Here is a 14,057-nt window from a genome sequence, read left to right on the forward strand (position 1 = left end):
CCAGGATTGAGCGGAGCCGACCATGTCCCAGAACCTTCCTGCCGCGACCGTGCGCACCCGGGTCCGGGTGCCGCTGCGCTTCGGCGACGGCTACACCGTGGACGCGGAGATGGTCACCTTCCACGGACTGGTCGACGGCGCCGAGCACCTCGCGGTCGTGCTGGGTGATCCCGCCGCGGCCGACGTGCCGCTGGTGCGCCTGCACTCGGAGTGCCTGACCGGCGACGTCTTCGGCTCGGCCCGCTGCGACTGCGGTCCGCAGCTGCGCGAAGCGGTCGAGCGGATCGCCGCCACCGGCGGCTACCTGCTCTACCTGCGCCAGGAGGGCCGCGGCATCGGCCTCTACAACAAGCTGGACGCCTACGCCCTGCAGGACGACGGTCTCGACACCTACGCCGCCAACGCCGCGCTCGGCCTGCCCGAGGACGCCCGCGACTACAGCGCCGCCGCCCAGATGCTCGCCGCGCTGGATGCGGACCGGATCCGCCTGCTGTCCAACAACCCGGACAAGGCGGAGCAGCTCGCCGCCCTCGGCGTCGACATCGCCGAACGCGTCCCGACCGACGCCCACGTCACCGCCAGCAACCTGCGCTACCTGCGGGCCAAGGTCGAGCACACCCGGCACACCATCCAACTGGCCGAACTCGCGGGCTGATCTCGGCGCTCCCTGTGAGCATCCTGTGCGGCTGCTAGCGTATGCGATTGATCACATACGGTGACCGACAAGGATCATGGGAAGCAGATGCGGATCGCGTGCGTCGGCGGAGGGCCCGCCAGTCTGTACTTTTCGATCGTGATGAAGGGGTTCGACCCGGGCCACGACATCACCGTCCACGAGCGGAATCCGGCCGGGTCCAGCTACGGGTGGGGGGTGACCTACTGGAGCGACCTGCTCGACAAGCTCCGGGACGGCGACCCCGCCACCGCGGCGGCCATCGGGGCGGAGTCCGTGCGCTGGGTGGACGGCGAGGCGCACATCAGGGACGAGGTGACGACCCACCGCGGGGACGAGAGCTTCGGCATCGGACGGCAGCGGCTGCTCGACATCCTGGCCGAGCGGGCGACCGAGCTCGGGGTGCGGGTCGAGTACGGCAGCGAGATCGCGAGCCTGGACCAACTCCCGGACGCGGACCTGGTGGTGGCCGGTGACGGGGTCAACAGCCGACTCCGCCGACAGCACGCGGAGCACTTGGGGACCGAGGTCACGAACGGGCGGAACCGGTTCATCTGGCTGGGCACCAGCCGGGTGTTCGACGCGTTCACCTTCGCCTTCGTCGAGTCCGAGCACGGCTGGATCTGGTTCTACGGCTACCGGTTCCAGGACGACCGCAGCACCTGCGTGGTCGAGTGCTCGCCGGAGACCTGGGCCGGGCTGGGATTCGGCACGCTCGGGGAGGACCAGAGCCTCGCCCTGCTGGAACGGATCTTCGCCCGCCAACTCGACGGCCACCCGCTGCTGATGCGGGCGGACGGCGTCGGCAGCGCCCCCTGGCTCAGCTTCCGGACCATGACCAACAACAGCTGGCACCACGACAACCTGGTGCTGATCGGGGACGCCGCGCACACCACCCACTACTCGGTCGGCGCGGGCACCACGCTGGCGCTGGAGGACGCCATCGGCCTGGCCCGCGCGCTGCGGGCACACCCGGAGCACCTGCCGTCCGCGCTCGCGGCCTACCAGCAGGAGCGGAAGGCCGCCATCCTGTCCACCCAGAGCGCGGCCCGCTACAGCGCCCAGTGGTACGAGGACATCGACCGCTACCTCCGGCTGAAGCCGACCCAGCTCTTCGCGCTGCTCGGCCAGCGGCACTCACCGCTGCTGCCGCATGTGCCGCCGCAGATGTACTACTGGGTGAACCAGGCCGCCGAGGAGTTCACCGCGCTGCGGAAGTTCCGGAAGTGGCTCGGCCCCCGGGTGGTCCGGACCCTGCATGCCCGGGAGGCGGCCCAGTCGGGCCCGAACCGGGTGTGAGCTGCGGCGGCCTGTTACGGCAGCGTTAGGCCCGGCCGGTGAGAGTGGGCGGTCCCGCCTGTGTCCGCCGTCCGCCGCCCGCCTGGGAGCCGCCCCCGTGTCCACGGTCAGTTCGCCGCCCGCGCGGTCGGCCCGGCACCGGGCCGGGCCGCGGCGGTCGGCGCTGCCCGGGACAGGTCGGCTGTGGTCGGCCGCGCTGCTGGCGGTGCTCTGCGCCGGGGTCGGCCCGGTGCTGTTCCTGTGGTGGCAGAACACCATCCCCGGCTCGCTGAACACCGGCGCGGCCTGCCTGACCGCCGCCGGACGGGTCGCCGGGCTGCTGGCGGCCTATCTGATCCTGGTGCTGGTCGCGCTGATGGCACGGGTGCCGTGGCTGGAGAACCGGATCGGCTCGGACGTGGTCGCCCGCTACCACCGGGCGCTGGGGGAGTACACCGTCGTGCTGGCCTGCGCCCACGCGGTGCTGATCATCACCGGCTACGCCTGGCAGGGCGGAAGGAACCCGGTCACGGAGAGCGTGACGGTGGTGTTCGACTACACCGACGTCTGGCTCTCCGCGCTCGCGCTCGGCCTGCTGCTCCTGGTCGGCGTGCTCTCCGCCCGCGCGGTGCGGCGCAGACTCTCCTACGAGACCTGGTACCACGTCCACCTGCTGGTCTACCTGGCGGCCGGGCTCGCCTTCGCCCACGAGTTCGCGGTCGGCGCCGACTTCTCCACCTCGGCGCGGAACCGGCTGCTGTGGTCCGGCGCGCACGCCGCGGTGGCCGCCGCCGTACTGCTGTTCCGGATCGGGCTCCCGCTGGCGCGCTCGCTGCGGCACCGGCTGCGGGTCACCCAGGTCGTCGCCGAGGGCCCCGGCGTGCTCTCGCTGCACCTGGCCGGACGGAACCTCGACCGGCTGGACGCGCGCCCGGGGCAGTTCCTGCGCTGGCGCTTCCTCGCGGCCGGGCACTGGTGGCAGTCGCACCCGTACTCGCTCTCCGCCGCGCCCGGCGGCGACCGGCTGCGGATCACGGTCAAGGACCTCGGCGACGGCAGTGCCTCGCTGGCCCGGCTGCGCCCCGGCACCCGGGTCTGGTTCGAGGGCCCGTACGGGACGTTCACCGCGCACCGCGGACAGCGGGGCCGCCGGGTGCTGCTGATCGCGGGCGGCGCGGGAATCACTCCGATCCGCGCCCTCTACGAGACGCTGCCGGGGCACGGCGCCGACGTGGTGCTGCTCTACCGCGCCTCGCGGGAACAGGATCTGGTGCTCTACCGGGAGTTGGCGGCGATAGCGGCCCGGCGCGGGTTCGGCCTGCATCCGCTGGTCGGCCCGCGCGGCGACGGGGGCGGCGACGGGCGCGGCGGCCGGGACGGGCAGGGTCGCGATCCGCTGGGCGCCGAGGAACTGCGGCGGGTGGTACCGGATCTGAGGGAGCGTGAGGTATTTCTGTGCGGCCCGGCCGGGATGGCCGACGCGGCCCGGCGCGGGCTGCTCCTGGCCGGAGTGCCCGCGCGGCGGATCCACACCGAGGCGTTCGAGTTCTAGGCCCCGTCGCAGGGGCGAGGAAGGCAAGCGGCGATGCGCAGGATCACCATCGGCCTCGCGGCCACGGCGGCCGGGATAGCCCTGGTTGTCGGCGTCAAGGCGGAGTCGGCCGGGGCGCCGCGCTCCGCGCTGGGCGTCAGCGACAGCGGTGGCGGGGGCGGCGTCAGGATCGGCGGCGGCCCCGGTGTCGGATCGAACCACGGGGCGCCCACGGCCCGGCCCACGGCGAGCGCCGGATCCAGCACCGGACCGAGTGGCGGTCCGAGCACCGTCCCGAGCTCCGGCCCGGCCGCCGGGGCTGCCGCGACCCCGGCCGGGCGCAGCGGCCGGTTCACCGGGGCGGCGGTGGACACCCGCTACGGCACCGTCCAGGTCCAGGCGGTCCTCACCGCCGGGCGACTGACCGACGTGGTCGTGCTCCAGGAGACCGACGGCGGGCGCAGCCAGGACATCGACTCGTTCGCCCTTCCGGTGCTGCGGGCCGAGGCGCTGAAGGCGCAGGGCGCGGACATCGACGTGGTCTCCGGCGCGACCTACACCTCGGCCGGTTACGCCCGGTCCCTGCAGGCGGCGCTCGACGCCGCCGGGAGAGGATGAGCACATGAGGATTCTGGTGGTCGAGGACGAACGGCGGCTGGCCGAGCGCATCGCCGAGGGGCTGCGCGACCAGGGCATGGCCGTGGATGTCAGCCACGACGGCGACGACGCCCTGGCCAAGGTCGAGATCAACGGCGCCTACGACGTCCTGGTCCTGGACCGCGACCTGCCCGGCCGCTCCGGCGACGACGTCTGCCGCGAGCTGACCGGGCGGCCCGACTCCCCGATGATCCTGATGCTGACCGCGCTGTCCGGCACCGACGACCGGGTGGACGGGCTGACCCTGGGCGCGGACGACTACCTCGGCAAGCCCTTCTCCTTCGCCGAACTGACCCTGCGCATCCAGGCGCTCGGCCGCCGAGGCCGCTCCCATCCGGCCGCACTGACCTGCGGCGATCTCACCATGGACACGCTGCGGCGGACGGTGCACCGGTCCGGGCGACCGATCGCGCTGACGGCGAAGGAGTTCGCCGTCCTGCAGGTGCTGCTGACCGCCGACGGCGCCGTCCTCAGCCATGAACAGCTGCTGGAACGGGCCTGGGACGAGCACGCCGACCCCTTCACCAACACGGTCCGGGTCACCGTCAACCGGCTGCGCCGCAAGCTCGGGGCGCCGGACCTGGTGGAGACCCTGGTCGGGGCCGGCTACCGGATCACCGCCTCGTCGTCGTGACTCACCGTGGTCACCGTCACCCGTTGTGATGACCTTTCCGGGGGCGGGTCGACCGGGTTGACGTCGGCGTGATGGGGTGTTCACGAACCACCACCCTCATCGCCCCGCCGTCCCGAACGGGGGTATTCGCCATGCCCGCGAACCCGTCCACACGTCCGTCGGCCACTCTGTCCGCCGGTCCGTCCGCACACCTGTCCCGAGTCCTTCGATCCGTCGGCGGCGCCCTGCACCGCCACCTGCTCTGGATCATGCTGGTGACGTACACCCTCGCCGCCGTCCTGCCGGGGCCGGGCGAGAGCCTGCGGGCGGTCCCGCTCGGCCGGTTCGGCGGCGTCGGCTTCCCGTTGCAGGCGGGGCTGCTGGCGCTGGTGGTCTTCAACGCCGGGCTGACCGCCAGGTCCGAACTGCTGCCGACGCTGCTGCGGCGGCCCGGTCCGCTGCTGCTCGGCATCGCCGTCAACGCGCTGCTGCCGGCCCTGCTGCTGGCCGCGGGGTCGGTGGCGGCCCAGGGCTGGCACAGCCAGCGCGAGGCGCAGAGCCTGCTGGTCGGGCTGGCGCTGATCGGGGCGATGCCGGTGGCCGCCGGGGCCACCGTCTACGCCCAGGGCGGCGAGGGGAACGCCACTCTGACGCTGGGCCTGGTCGTGGGGTCCACCCTGCTCAGCCCGCTGACCATCCCGTTCGGCCTGCACCTGGGCGGATTCCTGACGACCGGTGACTACGCCGCGGACCTGCACGAGTCCGCCCGGACGGCGGGCAGCCTGTTCACCACGCTGACGGTGGTGCTGCCGTGCGCGCTCGGCCTGCTGACGGGCCGTCTGGTCGCGCTGCTCGGCCTGGAACTGACGCCGGTGCTGCCGGCGGTCAGGCTGTTCAACCTGATCGTGGTGATCACCCTGAGCTACACCAACGCCTGTGGTGCGCTGGAACCGGTGGTCCGCAGGCCCGACCCGGACTTCCTGCTGCTGGTGGTGCTGGCGGCGGCGGCGATGTGCGGGGTCTCCTTCCTCACCGGCTGGGTGGTGGCCGGGCGGCTGCGGTTCGGCCGCCCCGACGCGATCGCGCTGACCTACGCGTCGGGGATGAACAACAGCAGCGCCGGCGCGGTCCTGGCGGCGACCCGGATACCGGACCACCCGCTGGTGCTGCTGCCGATCCTGGCCTACAGCATGCTGCAGAAGGTGCTGGCCGGCTCGGTCCACCGGCTCCTGCCACCGCCGGACCTGCCGGACCCGCCGGACCTGCTGGACGAGTCGGACCCAGACCCGGGCCCGGCCCTGGCACAGGGTCAGGCGAGCAGGGTGCGGCCCAGCCAGTCGGTGTCGTTCAGGACGCCCGGCAGCACGTAGAAGTAGCCGCCACCGGTCGGCGAGATGTAGTCCACCAGCGGCTCGTCGATCAGCCGGGTCTGCACCGCCTCGAACTGGCGCTGCACATCCTGCTGGTAGCAGCAGAAGGCGAGTCCCATGTCGAGGTTGCCGACCGGGTCGATGCCGCGGTCGTAGTTGTAGCCCCGGCGCAGAATGCGCGAGTCGTCGGTCTTGGCGGTGCGCGGGTTGGCCATCCGGATGTGGGCGTCCAACGGGATCGCGTTGCCCTGCGGGTCCTTGGCGTAGTCGGGGATGTCGGTCTCGACGGCCCCGTCCAGGGGCGCGCCGGTGTCCTTGCGTCGGCCGAACATCAGCTCCTGCTCGGTGAGCGAGACCCGGTCCCAGAACTCGACCAGCATCCGGATGATCCGCACCACCTGGTAGCTGCCGCCGGTGGCCCAGGCTGGTTCGCCGCCGCCCGCGTCCACCCACACCAGCCGGTCCATCTCCCGGCTGGAGGTGGTGTCCGGGTTGGCGATGCCGTCCTTGAAGCCGAGCAGGTTGCGCGGCGCCCCGGTGGGGCGGGGCGTGTTCTGGAAGCCGTCGATGCGCCACTTCACCTGCATCTGGCCGCGGGTGTGCTTGGCGATGTCACGCAGCGCGTGCAGCACGGTGTCCTGCCGGTCGGCGCAGATCTGCAGCGAGAGGTCGCCGTGCGACTCGGTCGCCTTGAGGTTGTCGTTGGGGAAGGTCCGCATCGGCGTCAGCTTGCGCGGGCGCTGCGCGGCCAGCCCGTAACGGGAGTCGAACAGGGACGCGCCCACGCCGACGGTGACGGTCAGGCTGTCGGTGGGGACGACCGGGCCGAGGATCCCGTTGTCGGACGGCGGCGCTCCCACACCCAGGTCGGGCGGGGTGCCGCCGGAGGTGAGGAAGCGGATCCGGTCGGTCAGCGTGCGGAACAACTGCTCCAGGGCGGCCCGGTCCTGGGCGATGACGTCGAAGGAGAGAAAGAGCGCGAAGCCCGGGGCCGGGGTGGTGATCCCGGCCTGGTGCGCGCCGTGGAAGGAGACCGCGCCGCTGTCCGGCGCGGCTGACGACTCGGCGGTCGTGGCCGAGGCCGAGCCGCTGCCGAAGGTGACCGCGCCGGTGGCGACCGCCGCGCCGACCGCGCCCGCACTCAGCGCGGACTTCATCACCGTACGGCGCGAGGCGCCGAAGCCGAAGGGGCAGGTCCCGGTCGAGGGCTGAGGCTGGAGCTGGGGCTGATCAGTCATCAGGCGGACTTCCGGATCTCGAGCAGGTCGGGAATGGGGGCGAGGTCTTCCAGCAGCTGTCCGGTCGCGCCGTTGATCTCGGCGCGCAGGGTCGGTTCCAGCTGTTCGACCGGGGTCCAGACGGTGCCGTGGTGAGCCGAGTCCAGCAGGCCGGAGAGCCGGGTGATGTCCGCGTCCACACCGGTGAGCAGGGCGGGGCTGCGCTCGGTGATCAGCGGGCGGAGCACGGTGAGCAGCTCGCGGGTGCCGGCCAGGTTGGCCTGGGCGGTGGCGAGGTTGCTGCCGCTGCCCTCGTCGGTGTCCCCGGTCAGCTCGAACTGCAGGGTGTTCTCCAGGATCTCGTGGGTGCGCAGCGGCAGGTCGCCGGGGTCGAAGTCCTGGGTGGGGAACGCCTTGCGCAGTCCGACCACGTCGGCGGTGAGCTTGTCCGCGACCGGGGCCAGGGTCGCCGCGGACTGGCCGTGCCACAGCCCGTACTCAAGCCGGTGGAAGCCGGTGAAGTCCTTGTCCTGGACGCCGCCGGGGAGTCCGTCCGCGCGGCCGTTGATGGCGCTGTCGAAGTCGGCGAAGGTGCCGTAGGCCGCGCCGAGCGAGGCGTACTGGAGGTGGGCGGTGAGCCAGTCGGCCTTGGCCGTGGCGAGGTCGCCGCGGTGCAGGTCGGCCTGGAGCTTGGCGGTCTCGGTGGTGAGAGTGGCCAGACCCGCGTCGACGTAGGCCTTGTAGGCGGCGAGCGGCGCGTCCAGGTCGGCGGCGGCCAGCGGCAGCACCGCCTGCACCGGCTTGCCGCCGCTGACCTTCACCACGGCGGAGGTGACCGCTTTGCCGCCGGTCGGCACGCAGCGCCAGGCGTAGCTGCCGCTGCCTATGGTGGCGGTGAGCGCCCGGGTGGTGCCGGGGGCGAGGTTCTCCACCTCACCGTAGACGGCGCTGCTGGACGGGTCGATCAGGTAGACCTCGGAGGTGGCGTTGCCGGTGTTGTGCATCTGGAAGGTCTGCTGGCCGGGCTTGGGCGCGGTGAAGCCGTTGCCGCAGTCGGTCGGTGACACCGAGACAGTCGCGGCGGCGGCGGGTTTGCCGCTGCTGGCGGCGATGACCGTGGCGGCGACCACGGCCGGGACGGCCACCGCGGCCACCGGCACCAACCAGCGCGGCCGCTCGCGACGACGCGGGGGAGCGCCCGCGCCTTCGGCGGTGCCAGCGCCTGCGGAGCTGCCCGTGCCTGCGGAGGCGGGGACGGAGGTGGGGACGGAGGCGGCGGAGGGGGCTGCGGCCTCGGCGGCTGCGGCACCGGCCTCGGCAGCCCCCGCCTCGGCTGCTGCGGCACCTGCCGCTGCTGTACCGGCGGCCCCGACACCCGCCTTGGCGGCTGCGGCTGCGGCCTCGGACCCCGCGGCCTCGGCGCCGGCCGCGACCGCGGCGGGCTTGGGGGCGCGTACCCCGGCCAGGAACAGGGCCATCACGATCGCCAGGTAGACGACGTACGTGCTGAGCTGCAGCCAGGTCATCTGGGTGGTCAGGTTGAACACCCCCTGCACCAGGGTCGCGTACCAGGAGTTGGCGTCCACGCTGCCGCTGAGGTCGATCGCGAAGGCGTGCCCGCCGGGCAGCACGCCGCCCTCCTGGAGGTCCCGCAGCCCGTAGCCGAGCACACCCGCGGCGATGACGATCAGTCCGGCCCCGGTCCAGGTGAAGAACCGGGTCAGGTTGATCCGCAGCACCCGCCGGTACAGCGCCCAGCACAGCCCGGTCGCCAGCACCAGCCCGATCGCGGCCCCGATCAGCGGCCCGGTGGACTCGCCCGCGGACTGCGCGGTGGTCCAGATGAACAGTGCCGTCTCCAGGCCCTCGCGGCCCACCGCGAGGAAGCTGGTGGCGATCAGCATCCCGGAGCCGACCGCCAGTGCCGCGCCGACCCTCTCCCGGATCTCGCCGGAGAGGTTGCGGGCGTTGCGCCGCATCCAGAACACCATGGCGGTGACGAAGGCGACGGCGATGATGCTCAGCGAGCCGCCGAAGGCCTCCTGGTCGGTGGCCGAGAGGCTGTTGGCGGTGAAGGTCAGAACGGCGCCGAAGCTGAGGGAGAGTCCGATCGCGGCCAGCACACCGGTCCACACCTGCGGAAGCCGTGACTTCTGGTCCGCCCGGACCAGGGTGGCGACCAGGATGGAGACGACAAGTCCGGCCTCAAGTCCCTCCCTGAGCCCGATCAGAAAACTCGGGAACGCGTCGTCCCACATGGATGATCCCTCTGCTCGGCACGCTTAGCTTAGGCATACCTTAGCGCCTCCTCACGACCTGTCTACGCCGCTGTAGACAATTGAGTTCGGCAAGAGATTCGTCACACCGCCCGGGGTGCCTTCTCACCTCCGGTCCGGCTCGGGGGAGGATGCGGAGATGCGAATGCGAGCGCCCGCGCTGACCATCCGTGCCCGGCTGACCCTCACCTACGCCGGGCTGTTCACCCTCGGCGGGGGCGCCCTGGTGCTCGCGCTGACCACCGCCTTCTACCGGTTGATCTTCCAACCGCTGCCGGACAACGCCATCCCCAGCGTGCTGGATCCGGACCATGACCACTTCATCGGGCTCTCCGACCAGATCCGCGACGCCGCCGCCTCCCACCTGCTGCGGATCGCCATGGTCCTGCTGCTGCTGGTGGTCGCCGTCTCCGCGCTGGTCGGCTGGTGGGTGGCCGGGCGAATGCTGCGTCCGATCGCGGCGATCACCGCCGCCGCCCGCCGCGCCAACGACACCAACCTGCACGAGCGCCTCGACCTGCCGGGGCCGCCGGACGAGCTGAAGGAACTCGGCGACACCTTCGACCGGATGCTGGAACGCCTGGACGCCTCCTTCGCCACCCAGCGCCGCTTCGTCGCCAACGCCAGCCACGAACTGCGCACACCGCTGGCTCTCACCCGGACCGCCGTCGAGGTCACCCTGGCCAAGCCGACCGCGACCGAGGCGCAGTGGCGGACCATGGCCGCGGACGTGGCCGAGTCCACCGGGCGGGCGCAGCGCCTGATCGACGCGCTGCTCACACTGGCCCGCTCGGAACAGGGCGTCACCGACCCGCAGGACGACGACCTGGCCGACCTCGCCGCCGAGGCCCTGGACCGGATCGCGGTCCGCTGCCGGGAACGGGACCTGCGGCTGGAGGTCGAGCTGGCTCCCACTCCGGTCCGCGGAAACCTGACCTTGCTGGGCAGCGCGGTGGCCAACCTGCTGGAGAACGCGGTCACCTACAACCGGGACGGCGGCCTGCTGCGGGTCGTCACCGCGTACGGCGCCGACACCGCCACCGACGGTGAGAGCGGTGGGAGCGGTGGGAGCGGCGGGAGCGGCCCCGGCGGGAACGGCGGTGGTGACTGGGTGGAGCTGACCGTCTCCAACGACGGTCCCGAGATCCCGGCCGACAGCGTGGCCGAGCTGTTCGAGCCGTTCCACCGCGGCCGGGACACCCGGCGCAGCGACGGCGCGGGCGACGGAACCGGCCTGGGCCTGTCCATCGTCCGCGCCGTCGCCCGCGCCCACGGCGGCCGGGCCGAGGCGGTGTCCCGCCCCGGCGGCGGACTGACCGTCACCCTGCGCCTGCAGGGCCGGTAGCACGCAGCGGGTCGGCGAACGAAGCCGCTACCGCACCGGCAGGACGGCGGTGCCCTCCTCGCGGACGGCCTGGAGCTTCTCCGGGTTCAGGCCGAGCAGGGCCAGAATGGTCGGCGCGATCTGCGTGGTGTGGACCGCCGCAGCGTCGGTGACCTGGTCCGGGGTGCCGGGGCCGGAGACGACCAGCGGGACGTCCAGGTCGTCCGCGTGCGCGCCGCCGTGCTCGGCGACCTTTCCGGTGCCGCCGGTGTAGACCACGCCGTACTGGGCCACCCCGTAGACATCGGGGACCCGGGCGTCGCCGGGCTTGACGCCGAAGAAGTGCGCGGCGTCGGCGCCCGCGTAGACCTTGCTCAGGCCGCCGTGGGTGAAGGGCTTGGAGTTCTTGTTGATGTCGGTGCCGGTTCCGCTCTGCGCCAGCAGGTACTTCTTGGCGAAGTCGGTGGCCGTCTTGGAGCGGTCGGACAGCCACAGCAGCATGGCGTCGTCGTCCACCGCGTGCACCACCAGGTCGGGGGCGGACGGGTGCAGCTTCTTCCAGGCGGCGTCCAGTCCGTCGAGCAGCGGGCCGTCGTCGACCCGGGTCAGCGCGGAGGGGTCGGTGGGGGACTGGCCGTGCTTGGCCGAGAGGATCACCGTGGTGCTGTCCTGGAGGTGCTGCCTGCGGATCTCCGCGGTGAGCGCGCCGATCTCGGTGTTCACGAAGTCGAGGTTCTTCCGCAGCAGCGGTCCGGGGACGTTCTTGGCGACGTAGCCGCCGGTCAGGCCCTCGGAGCTGGGCAGCTTCTGCGCGGTGGAGACCGACTGGAAGTTGAGGCCGAAGATCGCCGGGGTGCCGACCTTGTGAGTGCGGGAGTGGTCGTAGCCGTCGATCTCGTTGAGCACGGCCTGCACCTTGTAGCCGTCGTACTGCTGGGTCGCCTTGTTGTCGGTGGTCCAGTCGTTGCCGGCCGGGTAGCCCAGGGCGTCCGAGTTGATCTCCGGGGTGAACAGGTCCTGGATCCCGGTCCCTGACGGGCCGTTCAGGATCTCGTAGGCGGCGTGCTTGTCGGACCAGGCGGTCCGCAGCCCGGCCTGCCTGGCCACCTCGAAGACGGTGTTCACCTGCAGGTAGGAGTGCGGGTAGACCGGCTTGCAGGTCTTCGGGTCCACCGGCAGCTTGGCCGGGTCGATCAGCTTGGTCGGGTCGCCGGTCATCGAGAGGATGCTGCCGGGCAGCCCGGCCAGGCCCTGCCCGGCGTCGATCGAGGTCTTGTCGCGGTCGAGGTCCTCGGTGAGGTCCACCTCCACCCCGGGCTTGACGCCCTTGCAGTTCGTGGTCCCGGCCGGGAGCAGCGCGGCGTTGTAGGTGTCGTCGTAGTAGATCCCGGTGGTGCCCGGCCCGCCGCCGGTGAGCTGGGCGACCATCCCGGGGAAGCTGTCCGACGGGGTGGTGGTCTGCGCGTGGGTGTAGCTCACGCCGCCCTTCACCAGCCGGGCCAGTGCCGACGCCGGGTGCTGGGCCACGTACCAGGCCAGGTCGGACTGGTGCAGCCCGTCCACCGAGATCAGCAGGACGTGCTTGGCGGCGGCGCCGCGACCGGGGGACGAGACGTGTGCCGGGGTGGCGCTGGCCTGGCTGAGCGCGGCCCCGCCGAGCAGTCCGGTGGCGCTGAGCACGGCGGCGAGCCGAAGGTGGTGACGCTTCACAGGTACTCCAACATGTCGCGGGTGGAATGCGGGTGGAATCTCGCGGGTGGACCGGTCCCGGCCGTGATCCTGACCCGTCCGCCGCGCCGACGGCAGGGCCCGGGGCCACAGTTCACCGATCGTTCGTGTCCGCGCGGTCCTTGCGACACCTGGGCGCTGACAAGTTGGGCGTGTTACCTCAGTGTTAGGTGCGATGGGACAGGCTTGTGCGGTCACCAGCCAGTACGAGGACCGGAGCAGGGCCATGTCGAGCAAGCGCCGCCGACGATGGCCGCGCGGAGTCGACGGCCGAGAGGCCCTGCTGTTCGCCGCCCAGGCCGTACTGCTGTGGTACATCTCCCGCTGGCCGTCCTGACGCCGTCCTGACGAATGAGGTACGCACCATTTCCGCCATGCCGACCACCGGTCAGCTCCGCGCGCCCCGGCATGCCGCCCCGGCGCGGCACGCGCTGAGCAAGGTCCCCGAGGTCACCCTCTACTTCTGGATCACCAAGGTCCTCACCACCGGCATGGGCGAGACCACGTCGGACTACCTCGCGCAGACCCTGCCGCAGGTGATCGCGGTGGCGCTGGGCTTCCTCGCCTTCGCAGCGGCGCTGACGCTGCAGTTCTCGGCCCGCCGCTACACCGCGTGGGTCTACTGGACCACGGTGGTGATGGTCAGCGTGTTCGGCACCATGGCCGCCGACGTGCTGCACGTCGCCATCGGCATCCCCTATGTGGTGTCCACCTGCTTCTTCACCGTCGTGCTCGCCGCGGTGCTGGTGGCCTGGTACAAGGTCGAGGGCACGCTGTCGATCCACAGCATCCACACCAAGCGCCGGGAGGCCTTCTACTGGGCCACCGTGGTGACCACCTTCGCGCTCGGCACCGCGGCCGGGGACTGGACCGCGACCAGCCTGCACCTGGGCTACTTCACTTCGGGCGTGGTCTTCGCGGTCCTGATCGCGGTGCCGGCCGTCGCGCACTGGCGGTTCGGGCTCAACCCGATCACCGCGTTCTGGTTCGCCTACATCATCACCCGCCCGCTGGGCGCGTCCTTCGCCGACTGGATGGCGGTCACCCGGGTCCGCGGCGGGCTCGCCTGGGGGGCGGGGCCGGTGAGCATCGCCTGGGCGGTGGTCATCCTCGGCTTCGTGGTCTACCTGGCGCTCTCCCGCAAGGACGTGGCGACGGCGGACACCGCGGTCGCGGACTGACGCGGCCTCAGCGCGGGGCGCGGGTGCGGTCCCACCCCCTCCCGAGAGGAGCCCCCGTCCAGGGAGAGGCCCCTCCCGGGACGGACACCCGTCAGGAAGGGACATCCTCCCGGGACGGACATCCTCCCGGGACGGACATCCTCCCGGGACGGACATCCTCCCGGGACGAACATCCGGCGGGGCGGGGGCCCTGCCTCCGGGCACCCGCC

General features: G+C 72.2%; 11 protein-coding genes. 8 read left to right on the forward strand and 3 right to left on the reverse strand.

What is annotated here, in order from left to right:
- Positions 1-22: 22 nt before the first annotated feature.
- From ACEZDE_RS15395 to ACEZDE_RS15420, 6 genes are all read left to right on the forward strand, one after another.
- Positions 23-655: a GTP cyclohydrolase II gene (locus ACEZDE_RS15395; RefSeq protein ID WP_380536720.1), complete on the forward strand. Its 633-nt coding sequence runs from the start codon at positions 23-25 to the stop codon at positions 653-655.
- An 87-nt stretch (positions 656-742) separates the two neighbouring features.
- Positions 743-1,972 carry an FAD-dependent monooxygenase gene (locus ACEZDE_RS15400; protein WP_380536721.1) on the forward strand — a complete coding sequence of 410 codons (1,230 nt, stop codon included), beginning with the start codon at positions 743-745 and terminating at the stop codon, positions 1,970-1,972.
- Between the two features lie 97 nt (positions 1,973-2,069).
- Positions 2,070-3,503, forward strand: coding sequence for a ferredoxin reductase family protein (locus ACEZDE_RS15405; RefSeq protein ID WP_380536722.1), 1,434 nt, complete (start codon positions 2,070-2,072; stop codon positions 3,501-3,503).
- Positions 3,504-3,536: 33 nt separating this feature from the next.
- A complete protein-coding gene (locus tag ACEZDE_RS15410) occupies positions 3,537-4,100 on the forward strand; it encodes an FMN-binding protein (RefSeq protein ID WP_380536723.1) in 564 nt (187 codons plus the stop codon).
- A 4-nt stretch (positions 4,101-4,104) separates the two neighbouring features.
- Positions 4,105-4,773, forward strand: a complete 669-nt coding sequence (locus ACEZDE_RS15415; protein ID WP_380536724.1) for a response regulator transcription factor — start codon at positions 4,105-4,107, stop codon at positions 4,771-4,773.
- A 248-nt stretch (positions 4,774-5,021) separates the two neighbouring features.
- Entirely contained in the window at positions 5,022-6,122 is a 1,101-nt protein-coding gene (locus ACEZDE_RS15420) for a bile acid:sodium symporter family protein (RefSeq protein WP_380536725.1), read from the forward strand.
- Here ACEZDE_RS15420 and efeB read toward each other — a convergent pair.
- Together efeB and efeU are read right to left on the reverse strand one after the other, a co-directional pair.
- Positions 6,062-7,360 carry an iron uptake transporter deferrochelatase/peroxidase subunit gene (gene efeB, locus ACEZDE_RS15425; RefSeq protein ID WP_380536726.1) on the reverse strand — a complete coding sequence of 433 codons (1,299 nt, stop codon included), beginning with the start codon at positions 7,358-7,360 and terminating at the stop codon, positions 6,062-6,064. The genes ACEZDE_RS15420 and efeB overlap by 61 nt on opposite strands.
- Positions 7,360-9,597, reverse strand: coding sequence for an iron uptake transporter permease EfeU (gene efeU / locus ACEZDE_RS15430; RefSeq protein WP_380536727.1), 2,238 nt, complete (start codon positions 9,595-9,597; stop codon positions 7,360-7,362). Before efeU ends, efeB begins: the two co-directional genes overlap by 1 nt.
- Before the next feature lie 157 nt (positions 9,598-9,754).
- Between efeU and ACEZDE_RS15435 the strand changes: the two genes are divergently transcribed.
- Positions 9,755-10,960, forward strand: a complete 1,206-nt coding sequence (locus tag ACEZDE_RS15435) for a sensor histidine kinase (RefSeq protein WP_380536729.1) — start codon at positions 9,755-9,757, stop codon at positions 10,958-10,960.
- A gap of 27 nt (positions 10,961-10,987) precedes the next feature.
- On the opposite strand, the gene ACEZDE_RS15440 is transcribed toward ACEZDE_RS15435, so the two are convergent.
- Positions 10,988-12,649: an alkaline phosphatase family protein gene (locus ACEZDE_RS15440; protein ID WP_380536730.1), complete on the reverse strand. Its 1,662-nt coding sequence runs from the start codon at positions 12,647-12,649 to the stop codon at positions 10,988-10,990.
- Positions 12,650-13,041: 392 nt separating this feature from the next.
- Between ACEZDE_RS15440 and ACEZDE_RS15445 the strand changes: the two genes are divergently transcribed.
- The gene (locus ACEZDE_RS15445) at positions 13,042-13,848 is read left to right on the forward strand and encodes a COG4705 family protein (protein ID WP_380536732.1); all 807 of its coding nucleotides are present in this window, start codon (positions 13,042-13,044) and stop codon (positions 13,846-13,848) included.
- Positions 13,849-14,057 lie beyond the last annotated feature (209 nt).

The sequence above is a fragment of the Streptacidiphilus cavernicola genome, assembly GCF_042510955.1.
In the GTDB taxonomy this organism is placed as follows: Bacteria; Actinomycetota; Actinomycetes; order Streptomycetales; family Streptomycetaceae; genus Streptacidiphilus; species Streptacidiphilus cavernicola.